The following is a 22,917-nucleotide window of genomic DNA, read 5'->3' on the forward strand; positions in this document are numbered from 1 at the left end:
TCACGCCCGGCCCCTAGACTGGAAGGATGCTGACGCCCCGTGGAGAACCGCACCCCTCCTCCCTGCCCGGGAACGGGGGTGAGCGCTGATGTGCGGCATCGCCGGTGAGCTCCGCTTCGACGGCCGGGCCGCCGACCCCGGCACGATCCACCGGATGACCTGCGCCCAGTCGGGCCGCGGCCCGGACGGCTCCGGGGCGTGGGCCCAGGGGCCGGTGGCGATGGGCCACTGCCGGCTGAAGATCGTCGACCTCAGCCCCTCGGGCGGGCAGCCGATGGTCGACTCCCGGCTGGGGCTGTCGATCGTGTTCAACGGGATGATCTACAACTACCGCAGGCTGCGCGAGGAGCTGCGCGGGATGGGCTACGAGTTCTTCTCGACCTCGGACACCGAGGTCGCGCTGAAGGCCTACCACCGCTGGGGCCGGGAGTGCGTCTACCACTTCCACGGCATGTTCGCCTTCGCGATCACCGAGCACACCAGCGGGCGCACGGTGCTGGCCCGCGACCGGCTGGGCATCAAGCCGATGTACGTCGACCACTCCCGGGAGCGGCTGCGCTTCGCCTCGACGGTCCAGGCGCTGCTGGCGGCCGGGGACGTCGACACCTCGATCGACCGCACCGCCCTGTCCTACTACCTCACGTTCCACTCGGTGATCCCGGCCCCGCGCACGATCCTCAAGGGCGTGCGCAAGATGCCGCCGGCCACCGTGCGCACGATCGAGCCGGACGGCTCGGCCTCCGACCTCGAGTACTGGAACCCGCAGTTCACCCGCGACGAGGACCGCTCCGGGTGGTCCGAGCAGGACTGGCAGGACGGGCTCGTCGAGAAGCTGCGCACCGCGGTGAAGCGGCGCATGGTCGCGGACGTGCCCGTGGGCGTGCTGCTGTCCGGCGGGATCGACTCGAGCCTCGTCGTCGCCCTCCTGGCGGAGAGCGGGCAGGAGGACCTGCGGACCTTCAGCATCGGCTTCGAGTCCCGCGGCGAGGAGGCCGGGGACGAGTTCGAGTTCTCCTCCCTCGTGGCCCGCCGCTTCGGCACCGACCACCACCAGATCGCGATCGACGACGCCCGCCTGGTGCCCGCGATCGACCGCACCGTCGCGGCGATGAGCGAGCCGATGATCAGCCACGACTGCGTGGCGTTCTACCTGCTCAGCGAGGAGGTCTCCCAGCACGTCAAGGTCGTCCAGTCCGGCCAGGGCGCCGACGAGGTCCTCGGCGGCTACCACTGGTACCCGCCGCTGGCCGACGTGGCCCGCGACGACGCCCGGCAGACCTACGCGGACGCGTTCTTCGACCGGCCGTGGTCGCGGCTCGCGAAGGTGCTCTCCCCCGAGTGGATGGCCACCCACGACGCCCCGACCGCGTTCATCGAGCGCCACTTCGGCCGCCCCGGCGCCGAGACCGCGGTGGACGCGGCGCTGCGCACCGACTCGACGGTCATGCTCGTGGACGACCCGGTCAAGCGCGTGGACAACATGACCATGGCCTGGGGCCTCGAGGCGCGCGTGCCGTTCCTCGACCACGAGCTCGTGGAGTTCGCCGGGCGCATCCCGCCGGAGCTCAAGCTCGCCGACGGCGGCAAGGGCGTGCTCAAGCGCGCGGCGCGCGGGAGCGTCCCGGACGAGGTGATCGACCGGAAGAAGGGCTACTTCCCCGTCCCGGCGATCCGCACCCTCGAGGGCGGCACGCTCGACCGGGTCGAGGCGGCCCTGACCGACCCGGCGGCGGTGCGGCGCGGACTGTACAACTCCGAGGTCGTGGAGTCCCTGCTCGCGGACCCCAACACGCACCACACGCCGCTGCGCTCGAACGTGCTGTGGCAGCTGGGCCTGCTGGAGATGTGGCTGCAGACGAACGGCATCGGCTGAGTCCACCCCGCGACGACGACGGCGCGCCCGCCACCTGCTGCCGGGTGGCGGGCGCGCCGTCGTCGGGAGGGGAGCCCGGTGCGCTCAGTCCCGGCGCCCGGCGCCGACCAGCTCGGGCTCGGCGTCCGGGTCGGGGCCGGGCCCGGTGCCGCCCCAGCCGTCGGCGGTCCCGGACGGGCCGTCCCCGGCCGGATCGTCCCCCGCGGCCGGCTCCTCGGCCTCGCGGCGCAGGGACTCGCCCTCGACGTCGACGTCCGGCAGGATCCGGTCCAGCCAGCGCGGCAGCCACCACGCCCGGTCCCCGAGCAGGTGCATGGTCGCGGGGATCAGCATCATGCGCACCACGAAGGCGTCGACGAGCACCCCGAAGGCGAGGCCGAAGCCCATGGGCCGGATCATCGCCATGTGGGAGAAGACGAAGCCGGCGAACACGGAGATCATGATGATCGCCGCGGCCGTGACCACGGCCCGGCCCGCGGTGAGCCCCTCCTGGACGGCGGCGCGGGCGGAGCGCCCGTGCACGAAGGCCTCGCGCATCCCCGAGACGAGGAACAGCTGGTAGTCCATGGCCAGGCCGAAGAGCACGCCCACGAGGATGGTCGGCAGGAAGCTCAGCACCGGCCCCGGCGCGTGCACGCCGAGGAGCCCGCCGAGCCAGCCCCACTGGTAGATCGCCACGACCGCGCCGAAGGCGGCGAAGAGGGAGAGCATGAACCCGGCGGTGGCCACGACCGGCACGAGCACGGAGCGGAAGACCAGCACCAGCAGCACGAGCGAGAGCCCGATCACCACGGTCAGGTACAGCGGCAGCGCGTCGGCCAGCAGCTGGGAGACGTCGATGTTGCCGCCGGTCTGGCCGGTGACCCCGATCCGCACGCCCTGCTCGTCCTCCAGCTGCGGGGACAGGGCCCGCAGGTCGTTGACCAGCTGCTCGGTGGACTCGGCGGCGGGGCCGTCGGCGGGCACCACCTGGAACACCGCGGTGCCGTTGTCCTCCGAGAGCCCGGCCGGGACCACGGAGACGACGTCGTCCTCGGCCATGAGCGCCTCGCCCACGTCCACCTGCAGCTCGGCGGCCCCGTCCGCGTCCGTGCCCTCGGGCAGGTCGGCGACCACGAGCAGCGGGCCGTTGGCCCCGGCGCCGAACTTCTCCTCGATGACCTGGTAGGTGCGGTACTGGGTGGAGTCCTCCGGCTCGGAGGAGGCGTCCGGCAGGCCCAGGCGCATCGAGGCCGCCGGCAGCGCGACGAGCACGAGGGCGAGCACACCGACCACGAGCGTGACCACCGGGTGGCGGGTGGCCACCCCGGGACGGGGCTCGCCCAGGTGCGCGGGGCGCCGGGCCGCCCGGGCCCGCGCCCGCGCGGAGAGCAGGCGCTGCCCGACCAGCGACAGCAGCGCGGGGGTAAGGGTCACGGCGATGAGCACGGCCACGGCCACGCAGACCGCAGCGGCGGTGCCCATCACACCCAGGAAGGGGATGCCGGTGACGTTGAGCGCGGCCAGGGCGATGATCACGGTCAGGCCCGCGAAGACCACGGCGTTGCCGGAGGTGCCGGTGGCCAGCCCGATCGAGCGGTGCAGCCCGGTGCCGGCCAGCAGCTGCTGGCGGTGGCGGTTGAGGATGAACAGGGAGTAGTCGATGCCCACGGCCAGCCCGAGCATCACGCCCAGCATCGGGGTCACCGACATCATGTCCACGGCCCCGGAGAAGGACAGCACGCCGAGGGCGCCGATCGCCACGCCGGTGAGCGCCATGAGGATGGGCAGGCCCGCGGCCACGAGGGTGCCGAGCATGACCAGCAGCACGATCCCGGCGATGACCACGCCGATCACCTCGGCGGGGCCGAAGAGCTGGGAGATGTCCTGGGTGATCTCCAGGGAGTAGTCGGCCTGCACGCCGTCGAGCTCGGCGCCGTCGACGGCGTCCTGCAGCGCCTGCTTGTCCTCGGCGGTGACCGCCTGCTGCTCCTCGGTGAAGGTCACCACGGCCATGGCCGCGGTGCCGTCCCGGGAGACCGTGCGGGTCTCCTCGGCCAGGGCGAGCAGCCGCTCGCCCCGGTCCAGCTCGGGCAGGCCCGCGGCGAGCTGCTCGCGGTTGCGCTCGAGCTCGGCACGGCCCTCGTCGAGGGTCTCCTGCTGCTCGTCGAGGCGGTCCTCCACCCGGTCCAGGGCGCCGGCGCGCTCGGCCTGCTCGCGGGCGTCGTCGAGCTCGGCCTGCCCCTCGTCGAGGGTCTCCTCGGCCGCTTCCAGCTGCTCCTGCCCGTCGGCGGCCCGGGCGCGCCCGTCCTCGAGCTGCTGCCGCTGGTCCTCCCGCTGCTCCTGCGCGGTGAAGGGGTTCAGCACGGCGTCGACGCCCGGGGACTCCTCGGCCGCCGCGAGGGCGTCGCCGACCTGTGCGCGCTGGGCGGCGGTGAAGGGCTCGCCGTCCTCGGTGGTGAACACGATCCGGCCCGTGCCGTGCCCGGCGTCGGGCAGCTCGGTCTGCAGCCGGTCGGCGAGGCGCTGGGTCTCGGTGCCGGGCACGGTGATGGCGTTGGTCAGCTGGCCGCCGAAGGCCGCGAAGGCCCCGCCGGCGAGGAGCAGGACCGCGGCCCAGGCCGCGACCACGGCCCAGGCGCGGCGGGCGGCGAAGCGCCCGAGTCGGTACAGCAGGTGTGCCATGTCTCTTCTTCTGTTCGTCTCTGTCGGGTCGGTCGGCCCGGCGCCCCGGCGAGGGGCCCGGGCGGGGTGCTCCCGGATCGGGGTGCACCAGGAGCCGGAGTGCTTGGGGCGGCGCTGCCCCGGGGGTCGATGCTCCAGGGGCGGGGCGGTTCAGGGGCGAGGCGTTTCCGGACCGGGCGTCCCGGCACCGGGTGCCTCCGGACCAGGCGTCCCGGCACCGGGTGCCTCCGGACTAGGCGTCCCGGCACCGGGCGCTCCGCCACCGGGGGCCGGGTCGGCGAAGCCGTGGCGCAGCCGTTCCACGGCCTCGCGCAGCACCCGCAGCCACGTGCTGCGGCTCGCGGGGGTGTCCACCGCGCCGGTCTCCTCGGCCCACCGCTGGAACGCGACGGCCAGGGCGTGCAGGAGCAGGGTCGCGAGCAGGTCCACGGTGAACGCGGGGGCCTCGGGCACGCGGTCGGTGATCTCGGCGGCCAGCCGGGCGGTGAGGGTCTCGATCACCTCGTGCGACCACACCGCGGTGGTCGGGCTGTTCTCGCTCGCGCCCATGAGCCGGGCGATGTGGCACATGGCGGGGACGAGCTCGGTGCGCTCGATGACGTCGGCCAGCTGCTCGAGCACGGCGCCGATGCTCGGCTCGGCCGGCGGCGGGGTGGCCTCCACGACGCGCGCGAAGTTGTCGACGAAGACCCCGAGCAGCTCGCTGAAGCGGGCGTGGACGGCGTCGTCGGCCGCGGCGAAGTGGTTGAAGATCGTCCGCCGGGACACGCCGGCCCGGTCGGCGAGGTCGGTGACGGTGAACCCGCCCAGTCCCCGCTCCTCGGCCAGGGCCGCCGCGGCGTCGATGATGGCGCGGCGGTTGTGGTACTTCACCGCCTCGCGCCGGTCGTGCGGCGGGCGGTCGGGTGCGGGCTCGGCGGGCAGGGTCGTCACGAGTGCTTACACTACGTGCAATGGTGCACACAGTGCAAAGTTGCACGGCGTGCAATGGTTCTTGGCAGCCCGGCACGGCATCGTCGCCCGCTCCCGGGTCACGAGGCGATCACGATCCGCGGGGAGACCCCGGCGAACCCCCGGGATCGCTGGCGATCCGCCGATCAGCATGCGTACGGTCGCCACCGGCCCCCGGAACCGGCCGGGCGCCGCACGACGAACGAGGAGACCACCATGCGCCGCCTTCCCCGCACCACCGCCGCCGCTGCCGCCCTCCTGCTCGCGGGCACCGTGGCGGGCTGCGCCGAGGAGACCGAGCTGACCCAGGCCGACCAGTCCGGGGTGCCCACCGAGGAGCTCGTCGGGGAGACCATGACCCTCACCGGGGAGGTGCAGGCGGTCCTGGCGCACCAGGTGATCGCCATCGGCGCCGAGGACACGCTGGTGATGGCCGAGCAGCTGCCGGAGGGCATCATGGTGGGCGACGAGGTCGAGGCCACCGGCACGGTCGAGGAGCGCGACGTCTTCACCGTCGACGATCTCGAGTCCCTGCAGACGGTCACCGACCAGGAGACCGCGCAGCTCTACGTCGACCGCGGCGAGGAGCCGATCCTCGTCGACGCCACCGTCACCGCCGCCGGCTGATCCCGTCCCGGGCGGTCCGGCCCGGCCCCCTCCCCGACTCCGACTCCTGGCCCGGCCCCGGTCCCGACCCCCGGGCCAGCCCCGGTCCCGGCCCCCGGGCCAGCCCCGACCCCGGACTCCGGACCCAGTCCCTCGGCTCCCACGCCCGGGCGGCGAGGCCCGGGCGATCGCCGCGGGAACGACGGCATCCCGGAGCGGGGCCCTGGCCTTCCGGCGAGACCCGGGAGTAGGATCGGTCGGGACCGAACAGATCAGCAGGCTGACCTTCCGTGCCCGCGCGGCAGGGGGCCGGCCGCGAGAAGGAGGACCGATGAAGGCTCTGACCTGGCAGGGAAAGCGCTCCGTGAGCGTCGAGGAGGTCCCGGACCCGCGGATCCAGGAGCCCACGGACGCGATCGTGCGGATCACCTCGACCGGCATCTGCGGCTCCGACCTGCACCTGTACGAGGTGCTCGGCCCGTTCATGGACAAGGGCGACATCATCGGCCACGAGCCGATGGGCATCGTCGAGGAGGTCGGCCCGGCGGTCACCCACATCACGGCGGGGGACCGCGTGGTGATCCCCTTCAACGTCTCGTGCGGGCACTGCTTCATGTGCAAGCAGGGCCTGCAGTCCCAGTGCGAGACCACCCAGGTGCGGGAGTACAACAGCGGCGCGGCGTTCCTGGGCTACTCCCGGCTCTACGGCTCGGTGCCGGGCGGGCAGGCCGAGTACCTGCGCGTGCCGCACGCCGACTACGGGCCGATCAAGGTGCCGCAGACCGGTGAGGACGAGCGCTACCTGTACCTCTCCGACGTGGTGCCCACCGCCTGGCAGGCCGTGAAGTACGCCGCTCCTCCCGAGGGCGGCTCGCTCGCGGTGCTCGGTCTGGGCCCGATCGGGCAGATGTCCGCCCGGATCGGCCGCCACCTGGGCTACCGCGTCATCGCGGTCGACCCGGTCGCCGAGCGGCGGGCCATGGCCGAGCGCCACGGCGTCGAGACGATGGACTCCGCCGGGGACGTCGCCGAGCGGCTGAAGGACCTCACCGACGGGCGCGGCCCGGACGCGGTGGTCGACGCCGTGGGCATGGAGGCGCACGGCTCGCACGTGGCCGGCGCGGCGCACAAGGCGGTCGGCCTGCTGCCGTCGCCGCTGGGCCGCAAGGCCATGGAGACCGCCGGGGTGGACAAGCTCGGGGCCCTCTACACGGCCATCGACGCCGTCCGGCGCGGCGGGACGATCTCCCTCAGCGGCGTGTACGGCGGCATGAAGGACCCGATGCCGATGCTCACGCTGTTCGACAAGCAGATCCAGCTGCGCATGGGCCAGTGCAACGTGCGCTACTGGACCGACGAGCTGCTGCCGCTCGTGGACGACCCCTCCGACCCGCTGGGCGTGCTGGACCTCGCGACCCACCGGGTGCCGCTGGAGCGGGCCCCGGAGATGTACGAGACGTTCCAGAAGAAGGAGGACGGCTGCATCAAGGTGGTGCTCAAGCCGTAGTCCACGCCGTGCGCACCGTGCCCCGGTGCTGCGACCCGCCCCCGACCGGGGCCGGCCGCGGCGCCGGGGCCTGCACGGGTCTCAGCCCACGGTGATGCGCACCCGCGCCGGGCGCAGGGCCTCGAGGTCGCCGTCGAGGGCGAGCGCGGGCGTGGTCGAGCCGCGGGCCGGCGCGGGCACCCCGCGCAGCGCCAGCCGCAGGGCCAGCTCGACGGTCAGCCAGGGGGTCGTGCCGTAGCCGGGGTTGCCCTCGGCCTCGAGCACCCCGGCGAAGGCCGAGCCCTCGTGCGTGGTGAAGCTCCCGCGGGTCCGCCAGGACCAGCCGGTGAGCACGTCGCCCTCCGGGCCGGTGCCCGCCGCCGGCAGGACCCGCTCCAGGACCCCGGCCAGACGCTCCCGCACCGGGTGCGGCAGCCGCACGGCCAGGCCGGTGAGCGCCTGGCCCGCCGCGGACGCGTGCGCGGCGGCCCGCCGGAGGAGCCCGGCCGTCCCGCCGGCGGGGCCGAGGTCGACGGCCTCCCGGAACAGCAGCGGGTGCGCGGCGGCCCCCGGGACCGGGCTGAGCGCCTGGGTGCGGTGCACCACCGGCGGGTTGATCGCCGCGAGCGGGCTCATCGGCGCGAGCACCCGTCCGCCGGCCGTGCGGGCCCGCAGCCGCAGCGGGCTGGTGCGGCGCACGGATCCCGCGAGGGGGCCGGGGGTGCGGGCGGCGGGGTCGTCGAGCCGCACGGGGTCCCGGTCGCGCAGGATCTCGACGAGGCTGCGCAGCGTTCCGCCGGAGACCGCGTCCGAGAACCCGGCCCCGGACGGGGTGCGCACCGAGGTGACGAGGTCGGCGCTGCGCAGCACCTCCCCGCGGGCGGCGGCGTGGCGGCGGGCGGCGTCCACCAGGACGTCGGCGGGCAGCGCCTCGAAGCCGGCGGTGTGCACGAGCGCGATCCCGGCGGCGCGGGCGGGCTCGTGCAGGTCGCGGTCGGTGCGCCGGGACAGCGCGGTCTCCCCGGTGAGGTCGAGGTAGGAGGCGCCCTCGGCCACGCACGCGGCGAGCACGGGCGGGGCGAGGCGGGTGTAGGGCCCGGCGAGGTCCACGACCACGTCGGCCCGGCGCACGAACGCCCGCAGGGAGGCGTCGTCGGCGATGTCCGTGCGCAGGATCTCCGGCTCGGGCAGGCCGCGCCGCGCGCACAGCGCCCGCACCGCCCCGGGGTCCCGGGCACCGACGACGACGCCCGCCCCCTCCGCCGCGGCCCGCTCGACGAGGTGGGCCAGCGCCGTGCGCCCGGTGATGCCGGTGGCGCCGAGCAGGCCCACCACCGGCCGGTCGTTGCCGCTGCGGTCGTCGTCCATCCGCCCACTCTAGGTCCGGGCCGCGGGGCGTGACAGGCTGGAGGAGGGCGGTGCGGCAGGCACCCGCCGCCCGCCGCACCGCACCGCACCGCACCGCACCACCGCACCGAGAGGCCGTCCGATGAGCGCCACCCCCTCCCCCGCCCGCCCGCAGGACCCGGAGGTCCGGGACCGGCCCACCGGCGCGGACCGCGCCCGCCAGGTGGTGGTGACCCTCAGCGAGATCGCCTGCGTGCTCGGCACCCTCGTGGGCATCGGGATCTTCGGCACCCGCGTCGAGGAGTCCTCCGGCGGCGACCTCGCCGCGGACGCGACCCTGCTCGCCCCGGCCGGACCGGCCTTCTCCATCTGGTCGGTGATCTACCTGGGCCTGGCCGCGTACACCGTCTGGCAGTGGCTGCCCTCCCGCGCCACGGACCCGAGGCTCCGGGCCACGGGCTGGCTCGCGGCCGCCTCGATGCTGCTCAACGCCGGCTGGCTGCTGGTCACCCAGCAGGGGTGGATCTGGGCCAGTGTCGTGGTGATCGTGGCGCTCGTGCTGGTGCTGGGGCTGCTCGTGGACCGGCTCCAGCGGGTGCCCGGCCGGGACGGGGTCGCCGACCGGGTCGTCGTGGACGGCACCTTCGGGCTGTACCTGGGCTGGGTCGCCGTGGCGACGGCGGCCAACGTCGCCGCCGCCCTCGTCTCCTCCGGCGTGCCGCAGGAGGGCCGGGGCGCGGAGTGGATCGGCGTCGTCGTCGTGCTCGTGCTCGCCGCGGTGGTCGCCGCGGTCCAGGCGCGGGTCGGCGGCCGCTGGGCGGTGGCCGCCGCCTCGGCGTGGGGGCTGTCGTGGATCGCCGTGGGGCGGGCCCTCGACGAGCCGTCCTCGATGCTCGTGGCCGGCGCCGCCACCGTGGCGGCCCTGCTCGTGGTCGCGGCGACCGCGGTGCTGCGCCGCCGGGCGCAGCGTCCCGGGACGCGGCAGGCTCCGGCGGGCTCGCGCGGCGCCTGACCCGCCACCCCGGCCGGGGACGGTCCCGTCCCACCCGGGACGCGGTCCCGCCGCGGCGGGGACCACGATGCCGGCACCGCCGGAGGTGCCGGCCGCGCCGCCGCTACAGCTCCAGGCGCTGCTCGGTGTCCTCGCCGGCGCGCTCGCGGACCACGGCGTCGACGGCCCGGATGAAGCCCAGGTGGCTGAAGGCCTGCGGGAAGTTCCCGGCGAGGCGGCCGGTGCCGGGGTCGTACTCCTCGGCGAAGAGCCCGAGGTCGTTGGCGCAGCCGATCAGCCGCTCGAGCAGGGCCTCGGCGTCGTCGACCCGCCCGCTGCGGGCGTACTGCTCCACGAGCCAGAAGGAGCAGATCAGGAACGGGTACTCGTCGCCCGCGAGCCCGTCCAGCCCGGAGGCCGTGCGGTAGCGGTGCAGCAGGCCGCCGGGGCCCTGCAGGTCCTGCTCGATCCGGGCGACCGTGCCGAGCATCCGCGGGTCGTCGTAGGCCACGAAGCCGGTGTGCGGCAGCTGCAGCAGGGAGGCGTCGACCTCCGTGCTGCCGTAGGTCTGGGTGAAGGAGTTCAGCTCCTCGTCGAAGCCGTGGGCCATGATCTCCTCGCACAGCCGGTCGCGCAGGGCCCGCCAGTGCCCGGCCGGGCCGCTCAGCCCGTGCTCCTCCACGGCGCGCACGCCCTGGTCGAAGGCCGCCCACATCATGGCGCGGCCGTGCACGAAGTACGCCGGGTCCCCGCGCATCTCCCAGATCCCGTGGTCCTTGTGGTCGAGGTGGTGCTCGCAGAAGCGCAGCAGGTTCTTCTGCAGACCCCACGAGTGCCGGTCCTCGGCGACCCCGGCGTCCCGCAGCGCGGCCAGGGCGATCATCACCTCGCCCGCGACGTCCGCCTGGTACTGGTCCACGGCGCCGTTGCCGATCCGCACCGGCCGGGACCCCTCGTAGCCGCCCAGGTGGTCGAGCTCCCGCTCCGGCAGGTGCCGCTCACCGGCCACGCCGTACATGATCTTCAGGTCCCGCCAGTCCGCGGCGACCGCCCGCAGCAGCCAGTTGCGCCAGTGCAGGGCGCCGGAGGTGAAGTCGTGGGCGACGAGCACCTCGATCGTCAGCGCCGCGTCCCGCAGCCACGTGTAGCGGTAGTCCCAGTTGCGCGAGCCCCCGAACTCCTCGGGCAGGGACGTGGTCGGGGCCGCCACGATCCCGCCGGTGCCGCGGTGGGTCAGGGCCCGCAGCACGAGCAGCGAGCGCAGCACGTCCTGCTCGTGGGGCCGGTGCGTGGAGACGTGGGAGGACCAGTCGGCCCAGAACGCCACGGCCCGATCCAGGGCCTTCGCCGGGTCCACGGGCACCGGCAGGTCGTGGTGGGACTCGTGCCACGTGAGCACCCAGTCCATCGACTCCCCGGCGACGAGCCGGAACCGGCCGCCGAAGCGGTCGGCCACGGCGCCCTCGTAGTCGTCGGGCCGTCCCTCGCCGTTCCCGGCGTCGGCGCCGGCGTCGGCGCCGGCGCCGCGGCCCTCCCCCGGCGCGGCGTCCCCGGCATCGAGGGGCACCCCGGTCGCGGCCCCCGGGCGCGCGGGCGGGACCTCGGGCACCGCGTGCAGCATCGGGCCGGTCAGCAGCAGGGCGTCCGGGCCGGCAACGGCCAGCAGCCCGCACGCCTCGCAGCCGGGCAGGTCCACGCGCCGGGTCCAGGCGCGGGCCCGGTGGTAGTCGAAGCGGATCCGCAGGTCGTGCTCGACCTCCACCTCCCCGCTGACGCACTCGACGCGGCGGACGAGGTCGGCGTGGTCGGGGTGGTCCTCGGCCCCGCCCGGGGGCAGGAAGTCGGTGACGACCACGGTGCCGGTGGGGGTGCGCCAGGTGGTCTCGAGCACGAAGGTGCGCGGCAGGTACCGGCGGGAGGCCACCTCGCCGTCGACGGCCGAGAGCTTCCAGCGCCCGTCCTCCGGGGAGCCCAGCAGGGCGGCGAAGACCGAGGGGGAGTCGAAGCGCGGGAAGCACAGCCAGTCGACGCTGCCCTCGCGCGAGACCAGCGGGCCGGTGTGCAGGTCGGACAGCAGCGCGTAGTCCTCCAGGGGAACGGACGCGGACTCGGGGTGATCGGCGCTCATGGGCCCATTCAATCAGCCGCCGGGGCATCGTCGGTCGACCCGCCCGCGCCACCCGCTCGACACGGCGGAGGCGTCCTCCCGCCCGCGGGCGGGGGATGCACCGCCCCCGCGCCGGCGCCGCGATAGCGTGCAGGCATGGACAGCATCAGGACCCTCGTCATCCTCGGCGCCAGCGGCGACCTCACCTCGCGGCTGCTCCTGCCGGGGCTGGGCACGCTGCTGAGCACGTTCCCCGAGCGGCGGGTCGAGGTCGTGGGCACCGCCCGCGACGACGCCCCGGAGTGGCCGGCGACCGTCGCCGACGCCTTCGCCTCCGTGGGCGCCGAGGGCCCCGCCGTCGAGCACGCCCGGGAGACCGCGCGCTGGGTGCGGTGCGACGTCACCGACGCGTCCGACCTGCGCGCCCTGCTCGACGACGTGGCCGGCCCCGTCTGCCTCTACTTCGCCCTGCCCCCCGCCGTCACGGCGGCGGCGTGCGAGGTCATGGCCGGGCTGGACCTGCCGGAGGACCTCGTGCTCGCCCTCGAGAAGCCGGTCGGCACGGACCTCGCCTCGGCGCGCGAGCTGAACCGGCTCGTGGGCCGCCTCGTGCCCGAGGAGCGCACGTTCCGGGTGGACCACTTCCTGGGCATGCCCGCCGTGCTCGACCTCGTGGGGCTGCGCTTCGCCAACCGCATGCTGGAGCCGCTGCTGAACCGAGAGCACGTCGAGTCCGTGGAGATCGTCTTCGACGAGACCCTGGGCCTCGAGGGCCGGGCGCAGTTCTACGACGCGACCGGGGCGCTGCGGGACATGGTGCAGTCCCACCTGCTGCAGGTCATGGCGCTGCTGCTGATGGAGCCGCCCGCGTCCTTCGACCAGGCGGAGATCCCCGTGCTCACCGGCCACGTCCTGCGCGCCACGAAGCCCTGGGGCGGGGACCCCGCGCTGACCGCCGTGCGGGGCCGCTACACCGCCGGGCACGTGGGCGGGAAGGACCTGCCGGACTACACCGCGGAGGAAGGGGTGGACCCCGGGCGGGGCACCGAGACCTTCGCGCAGGTGACCCTGGAGGTGGACACCTGGCGGTGGAACGGAGTGCCCGTCACGCTGCGCTCGGGCAAGGCGGTCGGCTCGCCCCGGCAGGAGGTGGTGGTCACCTTCCGCCGGCCCCCGCACGCCTACGCCCAGTTCCCCCACGGGGGCGAGGTCGCCCCGAACGTGCTGCGCCTGGGCCTGGAGGAGGAGCGCCTGGGCCTGGAGCTCAACGTGGGCGGGCCCTTCGACTCCCGCGGCATGTCCCGGCTGACCCTCTCCTCCGGGACCGCGGAGCCGGGGCTGAGCGCCTACGGCAGCGTGCTGCGCGGGGTGCTCGACGGCGACCCCGCGTTCAGCGTCCGCGGGGACGCCGCGGAGCAGGGGTGGCGGATCGTCGAGGAGGTGCTCGCGGCGTTCGACGACGGGCGCGTGCCGCTGCAGGAGTACCCCGCCGGCAGCGACGGGCCCGTTCGCGGCGGCGCCTGAGCAGGCAGGACGCCGGAGCCCGGCGACCGCGGTGCGGCGCCGCAGCGGCCCTCCGGTCCCGGAACGACCGCACCGACCCTCCGGTCCCGGAACGGCCGCGGCCCTCCCGTCGTGGCCGGAGGACCGGCCGGCGCCGCTCCGCGAGCGGCCTCAGGAGCCCGGCCCCGCCACCCGGCGCCGCTCCGGGAGCTCCCTCGGGCGGCGGGGCCGGGTGCCGGTCCGTCGTCGTCCCGGTGCCCGGCCCCGCCGGGAGGCCCCCGGTCAGAGGTCGCCGATGGCCGAGCCCAGCAGCCGCACGGACTCGAAGGCCTCGGCGTTGGAGTTCTTCGCCTGTGCCCCGCGGAAGGCCGCCATCCCGCGCACGCGGCCCGGGGTCATGTAGGGCTTGCCGGCCTGGTTGCGGTGGGAGAGGACGGCCTCGACCTTCACGTCGACGTAGCCGTTGATGTCCACGAACACCGACGGGTCGAAGTCGCGGGTCACCGAGGGCGACTCGAAGCACAGGATCGAGTGGTGGGCCCGGGCGGCGCGCAGGGTCGCCTGGTGCACCGCGTAGTGGTCCTGGTGCTGGTCGTGGGCGGAGTGCGTGAAGATCACGTCCGGGCCGAAGTCCTTGATCGCGGTCTCGATCGCCCGGACCATCTCGTTGCTGACGGTCTCGAGCTGCGTGTCCGGGAAGTCGTGGACGCGCAGGGCGCTCAGGCCCAGGAACGCCGCCCCGTGGCGGGCCTCGTCCGGGCGCACCCCGGCGTTGCCGCCCACCTCGCCCGAGCTCATCACGAGCCCGCGCACCTCGTGGCCGGTGTCGACCAGCTTCGCCAGCGTGCCCCCGCAGGCCAGCTCGAGGTCGTCCGGGTGCGCGCCCACGGCCAGGACCTTGCGCCGCTGGGTGACGTCGCGGGCCGGGATGCGGCGCTCGGCGATCACCGCGGCCAGCACGGCGGTGGCCAGCAGGGTGGCTGCGGCGATGATGTCGCAGAGCAGCACGTTCTCCGGCATCGCGACGACGCACCAGACGTTCAGCGCCAGCAGCACCGAGAAGACGGCGGCGATGCCGTTGCGCACCGCTCGCATGGTGCGGATCCCCCGGGCGTGCCGGAGATAGGTGCCCTTCGACAGGACGTAGGCGAGCACGGCGGCGCTGAGCGCAGCGCCGACGACGGATGGCAGCATGGTTTCCCCCCAGAAATCTTCGCTCGCCCGGCCACACCGTGACCGGGCCCCGGCGCGCCGGCCCCCCGGTCGGTGCTGCGCCGTCCCGATGCCGCCGGCCCCCTGCCGGCGTGTCGGGTTCCGATCAGTTTGCATGAGAGAACAGGTTTTTGCATCGGCGAATGCGGGTTTCCGGCGACCCCAAATAGGCCCACACCGCAACGACACACCGGAGCGGGTGACGGGCGCCCGGATGATTCCGCAGGTCAGCATGCTGTTTGTGATCGCAAGAGGCCGGAAGGCGAAGGGAGTCGTCAGCCTGCTTGTCAACGCTCGGAGGGCATGTGAGACTGGGGCCACTCGTGCACGGCGCGGCTGCCGCGCCGGACCGCACGCCCCCTGCCCCGCAAGGACGACAGCAGTTCCGACAGGAAAGAGGCACACCATGCTCAGCACGATCCAGAACCTCGGCATCCGCAGCGAGCACGCCTACGCGGCGGGCTTCGCCTCCATCGGCATCACCTTCGCGTCCTGGCTCGTCAGCCTGGGCCGGACCAAGAGCAAGGAGCAGGCCGACCGCACGGGCCTGTTCACCGGCGAGTGGGCCCCGACCTTCTTCGCCCTCGGCGTGGCCCTCAAGCTCGAGGAGACCTCCGGCAAGAAGTAGTCCGCTCCGGACCGCTCACGTGCGACGGCCCCCGCCCGATGGGCGGGGGCCGTCGCACGTCGTGCCGGCGGCACTCGGGGGCCGCGGGGGTCCGCTCCGGCGCGCCTCAGCCCTCGACGCGGCGCAGGTCGCGGACGGCAGGACCCTCCAGCAGGGCGCCGTCGGCGCCGAAGCGGGAGCCGTGCAGGGGGCAGTCCCAGGAGCGCTCGGCGTCGTTCCAGCGCAGGACGCCGCCGAGGTGGGTGCACACCCCGGAGACCTTGCACGTCACGCCGTCGACCGTCGAGACGGCCACGGGGCGGCCGTGCTCGCGCCCCACCAGGCCCTCCCCCTCCTCGGGGGTGCGTCCGGGGAGCTCGGCGAGCTCGGCCTTGAGCCAGTCCCTGGGCGCATTGAAGCCCACGCCGGCGTTGACCTTGAGCGCGCTGAGCAGGTCCGCCGGCGTGGTGACGCGCCGCCCCAGGGTCCGCGCCCACGGCACGCTCCCCCCGAGGATCTCCGCGGTGAGGGCGAGCGCGGCGGCGACGGCGTTGGACATCCCCCACTTGTTGTAGCCGGTGGCCAGGTAGATGTTCCCGCCGCCGCGGGGCAGCGTGCCGATGAAGGGCACGAGGTTGACGGAGCGGTAGTCCTGCGCGGCCCACGCGTGGGTGCGCTCGGCGCCGGGGAACCAGCGGCGGGTCCACTGCTCGAGGTCGTCCAGCCGCGCCTGCTCCGACCCGCCGCGGCCGGTCACGTGGTCGTTGCCGCCCACGAGCAGCAGCTCCTCGTCCCCGACGGGCACGGTCCGCAGGGTGCGGCCGGGGCCGTCGGCGCTGAGGTACATGCCCTGCGGGATCGTCGCCGGGGCGCCCGGGACGCGGTAGGTCATCGCGTAGGAGCGGTTCGGGGCGACCTTGGCGAAGTAGCCGCCGCGGTCGAGGACGGGGATGCCGGTGGCGAGCACCAGCCGATCGGCCTCGACGGAGCCGTGGGAGGTGCGCACGGTCAGCGGCGAGCGCAGCCCGGCCCCCGTGACCCGCACCCCCTCGACGAGGGTGCCGCCGCGCTCGCGCAGCTCCGCGGCGAGGGACCCGAGGACCTCCATCGGGTGGAACTGCACCTGCTCGGGCAGGGACAGGGCGCCCTCGACGCCGAAGGGCAGCTCCGTCTCGTCGTTCCAGCTCACCGGCAGGTCCGCCGCCTGCGCGGCCTCGAGCTCACGGCGCAGGGAGGCGGCGCCCTTCGTCGTCGTCGCGTAGGTCCACGCGGTCCGGTGCTGGAGGGGCACGCCGCGCTCGGTCAGGTAGCGCACGAGCCAGTCCCGGCCCTCGCGGTTGCCCTCGACGTAGGCGCGCAGCACGTCGTCGGACTGGTGCCGGCGGATCTGCGAGAGCGTGGTGCCCTGCAGCAGCGAGAGCTTCGCCGTGGTGTTGCCGGTGGTCACCGCCCCCACCGTGCGCGCCTCGAGGACGGCGACGCGCTGGCCGGCCCGCGCCAGCAGCACGGCCGTGGCCAGGCCGGTGAGGCCGGCGCCGGCGACCACGGTGTCGTAGCGGGCGCCGGGTTCGAGCGTCCCGGCCGGTGCGGAGGGGACCTGGTGGGTGTCGAGCCATACGGATCTCATGGGGCCATCCTCCCGGCCCCGGGGTGATCAGTCCACTGTTGATCCGGCCGGGGTTCCGCGGGCGTCGGCCGGGTGAGCCGTTCCTGCGGGCGCCCCCTCGCGGTCGAGCACCTCCGTCACCGGTCCTTCCTGCGGACGACGACGGGGCCCGACCCGGTGTCGGAGGGTGTCCCTACGCTGGGCCCCATGCCCTCCGACCCCTCGATGGTGGACATCACCCGCATCTACTACGAACCGGCGGCCGCCGCGCTCCCCCGCGGCCGCGAGGTGCTCGAGCGGTGGCCGGACGCGACCCTGGTGGAGGTGCCCAGCCACTGGCAGATCCCCGAGCTGCACGGCGACGAGGCCAACGTGCGGCGGTGGGTGCGGATCAAGCGCGAGGCGCTCGTGCTGGGGGTCAAGAAGTCCCTCGCCGCACGGCCCAACGGCCGCTCGGCCGACTTCATCGCCCCGTCCACCGCCAACGGCTGCGCCATGGCCTGCGCGTACTGCTACGTGCCGCGGCGCAAGGGCTACAGCAACCCCGTCACGGTCTTCGCGAACATCGAGCAGATCACCGGCTACCTCGACCGGCACATCCGCCGGCAGGGGGCCAAGCAGGAGCCGAACCAGTGCGATCCCGCCGCGTGGGTCTACGACCTGGGCGAGAACAGCGACTGCTCCGTGGACGCGCTGCTGAGCGAGAACGTCCGCGACCTGGTCGAGCTCTTCCGCCGGCACCCGACCGCGAAGGCGTCCTTCGCGACCAAGTACGTCAACCGTCAGCTGCTGGACTGGGACCCGCAGGGCCGGACCCGCGTGCGGTTCTCCCTCATGCCGGCGCACCTGGCCAAGCTCACCGACATCCGCACCACGCCCGTCCCCGAGCGGATCGCGGCGATCGACGACTTCGTGGCGGCGGGCTACGAGGTGCACGTGAACTTCTCCCCCGTCATCGTCACCGACACCTGGCTGCAGGACTGGGCGGAGCTCCTCGACCAGCTCGACGCCGCGCTGAGCCCCGCGGCCAAGGAGCAGCTGGCTGCGGAGGTCATCTTCCTGACGCACAACGCCCAGCTGCACGAGGTCAACGAGCAGTGGCACCCCCGCGCCGAGGAGGTGCTGTGGCGGCCCGACCTCCAGGAGACGAAGCGGTCGCAGAACGGCGCGCTGAACGTGCGCTACCGGTTCCGGGACAAGCAGCGCCACCTCGAGCAGTTCCTGGAGCTGGTGCACCGGAAGCTGCCGTACTGCGAGGTGCGCTATGCCTTCTGATCCGAGGTTCCCCGACCCGCTGCCCTCCGGCCCGTGCCTCAGACCACCCGCGGGTTGGTGTCGCCCGGCAGCCCCGAGACCGTGGTCAGCAGGAAGACGGAGTCCTCGACGGCCTCGACGGTGTGCCGGGAGCCCGTGAGGGAGAGCAGCTCGCCCGGGGTGAGCTCCTCGGCGAGCTGCCCGCGCTTGAGCACCCGCACCCGGCCCCGCAGCAGCTGCAGGGTCGCGGCGGGCGGGGCGTCGTGCTCGGCGAGCTCCGTGCCGGCGCGCAGTGCCATCACGGTCTGGCGCAGGGGCCCGTCGTGCACCACCTGCTCGGCGCCGCGGCCGGCGGACGAGGTCAGGGCCTTCGCGAGCATGGTGCCGGCGACGTCGTGGAGGTCGGGCATCGCTCCTCCTGGAGTGGGATCGGGGCTGCGGTCGGGAACGAGCCTGCAACCGGAAACGGTCCTGCGCTCAGTATCGGGAACGGGACCGTCGTCGGCAACGGACCGGCAGCCGGGCGCGGGCTCCGTGCCGCGTCAGGACGATCTCGGCCCCCGCCCGGCGGGGTCGTCCGTCACAGCAGGGCTCCTTCCAGCCGCAGCAGGAACTCCTTGCGGGCCATGCCGCCGGCGTAGCCCGTGAGCCGGCCGCCGGCGCCCACCACGCGGTGGCACGGCACGAGCAGGCTCACCGGGTTGCGGCCGTTGGCGGCGCCCACGGCCTGCGCCGCGCGCGGAGCGCCGATCTCGCGGGCGATCCGGCCGTAGGTGGCCGTGGTGCCGTAGCCCACGCCGGCCAGCGCACGCCACACCCGCTGCTGGAACGGGGTGCCGTGGAGGACGACGTCGGCCTCGAACTCGGTCAGCCGTCCGGCGAAGTACTCGTCCAGCTGCGCCCGGACGTGCGGCAGGGCGTCGTCGTCGCGCGGGCCGAAGGAGGCGGGCACCGGACCCTGGCGGGCGCCCTCGACGGAGAGGGCCGCGAGCGCGCCGTCCTCGTCGACCAGGGCGAGCGGGCCGATCGGGGAGTCCACGAGTGCGTGGCGGCGGCCGGTGGACGGAGCCCCCGTACCGGGGCGCAGCGTCAGTCCCATGCCCTGATCCTACGCCCGGCCCGGACGCTCCCGCGGGGTGCGGGCCAGCGTGTACGAGGGCTCCCGGAGGCGGTGGGTCCACCCGTAGTTGCGGGCCCCGACCGGGACGTTGAGGAGCGGGTCGAAGCGCTCGTCGGGGCCGAACGGCGCGCCCGGTCGCAGCTCCAGGGTGCCGAAGCGCTGCCACGGCCCCGTGGGAGTGGCCCAGAGCAGGTCCAGCACCCACGGGTTGCCGGCGAGCGATTGCCGGAAGCTATCGGGGCTCGTGGCCAGCGGCTGCTCCCGCGACTCGGGACGGGCCGCGACGAGCACCGGCCCCCGGTCGCCGCGGTAGGGCATGAAGGACGCGAACGCGCTCTCCGGCACGCGGCGGTGGAAGGTCGGGACGAAGCGGGAGAGCCGGCCCTCCCCTGCGGTGGCGAGGAGGACGTCGGCACGGTCACCCGGCTCGGCGCCGGGCACCCGCAGGGCGAGGCCCAGGATGTCGGGCCAGCCGTGCGGGAAGCCGAAGGAGCGGGAGAAGCGCGCCCGCACGGGGTCCTGCCCCGGCTCGTCGATCCAGCGGATGCCGCTCGCACCGCCGGTCCGCAGCAGCGTGCCCTCGAGCCCGGCCCCTTCCGTGTGGATGGGCCGGTGCGGGCGGAAGCGCTTGAGCACTGCGAACGGGGCCGTGGCGACGGTGCCGAGGACGGCGCTGACAGGTGCGGGCGTCATGACCCCCACGCTACCCGGGCCGCTGGAGGAGAGGCCACGGCCGGCCGGGGAGCTCCCACCACCGCCCTGGGACGGCCGCACCACCGCCGACCAGGGGAACAGCGCCACCGCCGGAGCACAGCGGTGGCCGGGCGGGACCACGCACGTGGCAGACCGGAGTACGGACCGTGCGAGCGGAACCTCCCCGCTCGCCCAGCCGCCGGGGCTCAGCGGATGCGGACGCGGATCGGCCCCCGGGCGGTGCGGCCGTCCACGACCGCACCTTTCTGGGTGATCTCCACCAGGCGCTCGTCGGCGAGCCGGCACGCCTGAGCGCGCACGGGTTCCATGAGCGTCCGCCAGTCGTCCGCGTCGAGGGCGCGCGCCGCCTCGGAGGGACAGATCGTCCGCTCCGGGCCCCGGCTCCGGGCGAGCTCCAGCAGCACGGAGCGCATGCGCTCGGGGGTGGGGGTGTCGGTCATGTCGGACCCGTTCTCCAGGCTCGTCGGGACGGTGCGGGACAGGGCCGTCCCAGCCTTCCAGAGCGCGGGTCCGCGAGCCAGCACCGGTGATCGGCACAGGCAGTCGGCACCGGCAGTCGGCACTGCGGTCGCTGCGGCACCGGCCGCGCTGCCGCAGCGACGGAGACCGTCAGAACGGTGGGGGATCGCCGTTGAGCGTCCGTGGCTCGTCCACGGACGACGGACCGCGCCCCGGCCGTGACGGCTCGTCGACCGGGGACCTCGACCCCGCACGGGTCGAGGGCGCGGTCCCCGCGCTGATCCTGGCTGTGGACCCCACGCCGCCCTGCGGTGCGAGCCCCGAGCCGACCGGCGATGCGAGCCCCGCGCCGACCGTGGTGGTGGACCCCGAGCCGACCGGGGACGCGGACCCTGCCCCGACCGCGGGCGCGGTCCCTGTGCCGGTCGACGATGTGGACCCCGAGCCAGCCGGCGGTGTGGAACCCGTGCCCACCGGCGCTGCGGCCCCCGAGCCGACCGGGGTCGTGCAGCGAGCGGTGCCGGACGAGCGCCCCGGCGCAACGGGCAGGGAGCCGAGGACCTGCGGGAGCGTGCGGTAGACACGACCGGCGGGCGACGTCCACTCCAGCACGCCGTCGCCCGGGACGCCGGGTGGACAGCCGCCCCCACCGCCCGGCGGCAAGGGCTCCGGACTCCGAGGTCGGACCTGCCGGACCCGCCAGGCCCCGAACGGGCCTCTGCGGTGCTTGAGGAGATGGTGGCCGCGGCACAGGTGGGCGAGGTTGTGGGCGGCGGTCGTGCCGCCGTCCTCCCAGGCCAGCGTGTGGTCGAGGTCGCAGCGTTCGGCCCGGCGCCGGCAGCCGGGGAAGCGGCAGGTTCCGTCACGGAGCCGCAGTCGCCGCCGCAGGTCGGCGGGGACCGCGTAGGTGCGACGGTCGTGGTCGAGGACCACTCCGGTGACCGGGTCGGTGAGCACCCGCGCCCAGGAGGGGGCCGCCGCGGCGATCTCCGCGATCTGCGCCACCGTCACCGGGCCGAAACCGCCCAGGTCGGCGCAGCCGTTCCACGGCGCGCCCGGAGCGGAGCGCTGATGCCGCTGCGCGTGGTCGAGCAGGGCCAGGGCGGGAACGGTGACGGTGACCTGACCACGGATCCCCCGGAGGTGCCCCGGCCACCGGGCGGGCTCGCCCTCGAGCAGCAGGTCCGCCAGAATGTCCGCTCGCCGCTGGGCGGCGCTGCGCCGGACGGACGGATGGGACGGATCGACGCCCGCGGGCTCCAGCTGCTCGAGGAGGTCGGCCGCAGGCGAGCCGGCCGCAGAAGAGGCGGCGACAGAAGAGGCGGCGGCCGCGGTGCCGCAGGAGCCGGGCGCACCACCGGGGTGTCCCGGGGCGTCCGCCTGGGCCGCCGCCAGGACCTCGAGCCGGTCCAGGACGGCCGCGGCCACGGGCGCCTCCAGGACCGCGCACAGCTGGGCCATCCCGTCCTCCACGGGCTCCACCCACACCCTCCGGCGGGCCCGGGCCGCACGGTGCGCCGCCTCGAGCCCCGCCTGCAGTCCGGCCCGCCGCGCCCGGGCGACCGCCCGCAGCTGGGCCGCGGTCGAGTCCGGCGCCCGGTCGAGCAGCTCCCGGACCGCCCTGCGCACGGCCGGTTCGGCGGGGCGCCGGTCGGCCGGCAGACCGGGATGTTCCACCAGGTCCTGCCACAGCGCGATGACGACGCGGGCCTGCGCCACGCCCACGGCGCCGTGCTCCAGCTCGACGAGGACCTCGGGCAGGTGCTCACCGAGCGTGATCGCCTCCCGCACCCGTCCCATGGCCGTCACGGACGGCAGCCGCAGCGCCGGGGCGGCCTCCTCGGCGACGTCGAGGAGCGCCTGCTCCTCCGCCTGCGCGGACGAGGGGACGGCCACGACCGCTCCTGCGCGCAGCCACGCCGCCTGGGCCTGCCAGCTCAGCTCCTGCTCCCGGCGTGCGAGCTCCCAGAGCCGGTGGAGCAAGCGGTACTGCGCCCCGGCGGCCCGCGCCTCGTCCTGCCAGGCCTCCGTCAGGGCCGTCACCGCGGCGGCGTACTCCGTCCGGGGAGGCACCCGGGGAGGCGGAGAACCCGCGCCGCCGGCCGCCGGGCTTTCGTGCCGGCCGGTCCGTGGGTGGCCGGCCACGCAGCCGGTGACCGGTCGCCCCTCGACCGTCCGCCGCCCAGCGCGGACCCCGGTGGCAGCGCTCTCCGGACCACCGGTCGCACGCGGGACCGCCACGGAGGGACGGACGGCGGGGGAAGTCATGGGACCATCATCCGATCCGCGTCGGACACCCTAAGAAGTGATCCGCATCACCAGCAGACCCGTTCTCGCCGGGGCGCACCGGGCGGCCCCGGCCGGACGAGGCGCGGAGGTCAGCCCGCGCAGACCGGCGGCGCACCGACCGGGACCCC

At 75.0% G+C, this 22,917-nt stretch carries 18 protein-coding genes; 7 read left to right on the top strand and 11 right to left on the bottom strand.

All coding sequences use genetic code 11. The features are described from left to right. The first annotated feature begins 88 nt into the window (after positions 1-88). On the top strand, positions 89-1,873 hold the full coding sequence (locus AS188_RS02385; RefSeq protein ID WP_058857498.1) for an N-acetylglutaminylglutamine amidotransferase: 1,785 nt from the start codon (positions 89-91) through the stop codon (positions 1,871-1,873). 84 nt (positions 1,874-1,957) lie between these two features. On the opposite strand, the gene AS188_RS02390 is transcribed toward AS188_RS02385, so the two are convergent. Both AS188_RS02390 and AS188_RS02395 read right to left on the bottom strand, forming a co-directional pair. Beyond that, positions 1,958-4,537, bottom strand: a complete 2,580-nt coding sequence (locus AS188_RS02390) for an MMPL family transporter (protein WP_058857499.1) — start codon at positions 4,535-4,537, stop codon at positions 1,958-1,960. A 150-nt stretch (positions 4,538-4,687) separates the two neighbouring features. Next, a complete protein-coding gene (locus AS188_RS02395; protein WP_058857500.1) occupies positions 4,688-5,470 on the bottom strand; it encodes a TetR/AcrR family transcriptional regulator in 783 nt (260 codons plus the stop codon). A gap of 234 nt (positions 5,471-5,704) precedes the next feature. On the opposite strand from AS188_RS02395, the gene AS188_RS02400 reads away from it, so the two are divergent. Together AS188_RS02400 and AS188_RS02405 are read left to right on the top strand one after the other, a co-directional pair. Beyond that, positions 5,705-6,115, top strand: coding sequence for a hypothetical protein (locus AS188_RS02400; RefSeq protein ID WP_058857501.1), 411 nt, complete (start codon positions 5,705-5,707; stop codon positions 6,113-6,115). Between the two features lie 310 nt (positions 6,116-6,425). Next, positions 6,426-7,601 carry a zinc-dependent alcohol dehydrogenase gene (locus tag AS188_RS02405; RefSeq protein WP_058857502.1) on the top strand — a complete coding sequence of 392 codons (1,176 nt, stop codon included), beginning with the start codon at positions 6,426-6,428 and terminating at the stop codon, positions 7,599-7,601. A gap of 81 nt (positions 7,602-7,682) precedes the next feature. Here AS188_RS02405 and AS188_RS02410 read toward each other — a convergent pair whose 3' ends face one another. Further along, positions 7,683-8,948, bottom strand: coding sequence for a saccharopine dehydrogenase NADP-binding domain-containing protein (locus AS188_RS02410; protein WP_058857503.1), 1,266 nt, complete (start codon positions 8,946-8,948; stop codon positions 7,683-7,685). Positions 8,949-9,069: 121 nt separating this feature from the next. On the opposite strand from AS188_RS02410, the gene AS188_RS02415 reads away from it, so the two are divergent. After that, positions 9,070-9,939 carry a tryptophan-rich sensory protein gene (locus AS188_RS02415; RefSeq protein ID WP_058857504.1) on the top strand — a complete coding sequence of 290 codons (870 nt, stop codon included), beginning with the start codon at positions 9,070-9,072 and terminating at the stop codon, positions 9,937-9,939. Between the two features lie 103 nt (positions 9,940-10,042). Here the strand turns inward: AS188_RS02415 and AS188_RS02420 are convergent, their stop codons facing one another. Beyond that, positions 10,043-12,046, bottom strand: coding sequence for a glycoside hydrolase family 15 protein (locus tag AS188_RS02420; protein ID WP_058857505.1), 2,004 nt, complete (start codon positions 12,044-12,046; stop codon positions 10,043-10,045). 135 nt (positions 12,047-12,181) lie between these two features. On the opposite strand from AS188_RS02420, the gene AS188_RS02425 reads away from it, so the two are divergent. Beyond that, positions 12,182-13,549 carry a glucose-6-phosphate dehydrogenase gene (locus AS188_RS02425; RefSeq protein ID WP_058857506.1) on the top strand — a complete coding sequence of 456 codons (1,368 nt, stop codon included), beginning with the start codon at positions 12,182-12,184 and terminating at the stop codon, positions 13,547-13,549. 261 nt (positions 13,550-13,810) lie between these two features. Here AS188_RS02425 and AS188_RS16785 read toward each other — a convergent pair whose 3' ends face one another. Next, complete coding sequence (locus tag AS188_RS16785) at positions 13,811-14,722, bottom strand: PIG-L deacetylase family protein (RefSeq protein ID WP_162628955.1); 912 nt, start codon at positions 14,720-14,722, stop codon at positions 13,811-13,813. Between the two features lie 424 nt (positions 14,723-15,146). Here AS188_RS16785 and AS188_RS02435 point away from each other — a divergent pair, with 424 nt between their 5' ends. Then, entirely contained in the window at positions 15,147-15,368 is a 222-nt protein-coding gene (locus AS188_RS02435) for a hypothetical protein (RefSeq protein ID WP_058857507.1), read from the top strand. Between the two features lie 106 nt (positions 15,369-15,474). Here AS188_RS02435 and AS188_RS02440 read toward each other — a convergent pair whose 3' ends face one another. After that, complete coding sequence (locus AS188_RS02440) at positions 15,475-16,974, bottom strand: FAD-dependent oxidoreductase (protein WP_058857508.1); 1,500 nt, start codon at positions 16,972-16,974, stop codon at positions 15,475-15,477. A gap of 186 nt (positions 16,975-17,160) precedes the next feature. Between AS188_RS02440 and AS188_RS02445 the strand changes: the two genes are divergently transcribed. Then, positions 17,161-18,228, top strand: coding sequence for a spore photoproduct lyase family protein (locus AS188_RS02445; RefSeq protein WP_058857509.1), 1,068 nt, complete (start codon positions 17,161-17,163; stop codon positions 18,226-18,228). A gap of 38 nt (positions 18,229-18,266) precedes the next feature. Here the strand turns inward: AS188_RS02445 and AS188_RS02450 are convergent, their stop codons facing one another. The 5 genes from AS188_RS02450 to AS188_RS02470 form a co-directional block, all read right to left on the bottom strand. Then, positions 18,267-18,617: a cupin domain-containing protein gene (locus tag AS188_RS02450; RefSeq protein WP_058857510.1), complete on the bottom strand. Its 351-nt coding sequence runs from the start codon at positions 18,615-18,617 to the stop codon at positions 18,267-18,269. 170 nt (positions 18,618-18,787) lie between these two features. After that, on the bottom strand, positions 18,788-19,306 hold the full coding sequence (locus AS188_RS02455) for a methylated-DNA--[protein]-cysteine S-methyltransferase (RefSeq protein ID WP_058857511.1): 519 nt from the start codon (positions 19,304-19,306) through the stop codon (positions 18,788-18,790). Positions 19,307-19,315: 9 nt separating this feature from the next. Then, the gene (locus AS188_RS02460; protein WP_058857512.1) at positions 19,316-20,020 is read right to left on the bottom strand and encodes a hypothetical protein; all 705 of its coding nucleotides are present in this window, start codon (positions 20,018-20,020) and stop codon (positions 19,316-19,318) included. A 206-nt stretch (positions 20,021-20,226) separates the two neighbouring features. Beyond that, complete coding sequence (locus AS188_RS02465; RefSeq protein WP_083529180.1) at positions 20,227-20,481, bottom strand: DUF3253 domain-containing protein; 255 nt, start codon at positions 20,479-20,481, stop codon at positions 20,227-20,229. 169 nt (positions 20,482-20,650) lie between these two features. After that, positions 20,651-22,543 carry an HNH endonuclease signature motif containing protein gene (locus tag AS188_RS02470; protein ID WP_058857513.1) on the bottom strand — a complete coding sequence of 631 codons (1,893 nt, stop codon included), beginning with the start codon at positions 22,541-22,543 and terminating at the stop codon, positions 20,651-20,653. Positions 22,544-22,917 lie beyond the last annotated feature (374 nt).

Origin of the sequence: Kocuria flava (assembly GCF_001482365.1) — a bacterium.
Taxonomy (GTDB): Bacteria; Actinomycetota; Actinomycetes; order Actinomycetales; family Micrococcaceae; genus Kocuria; species Kocuria flava.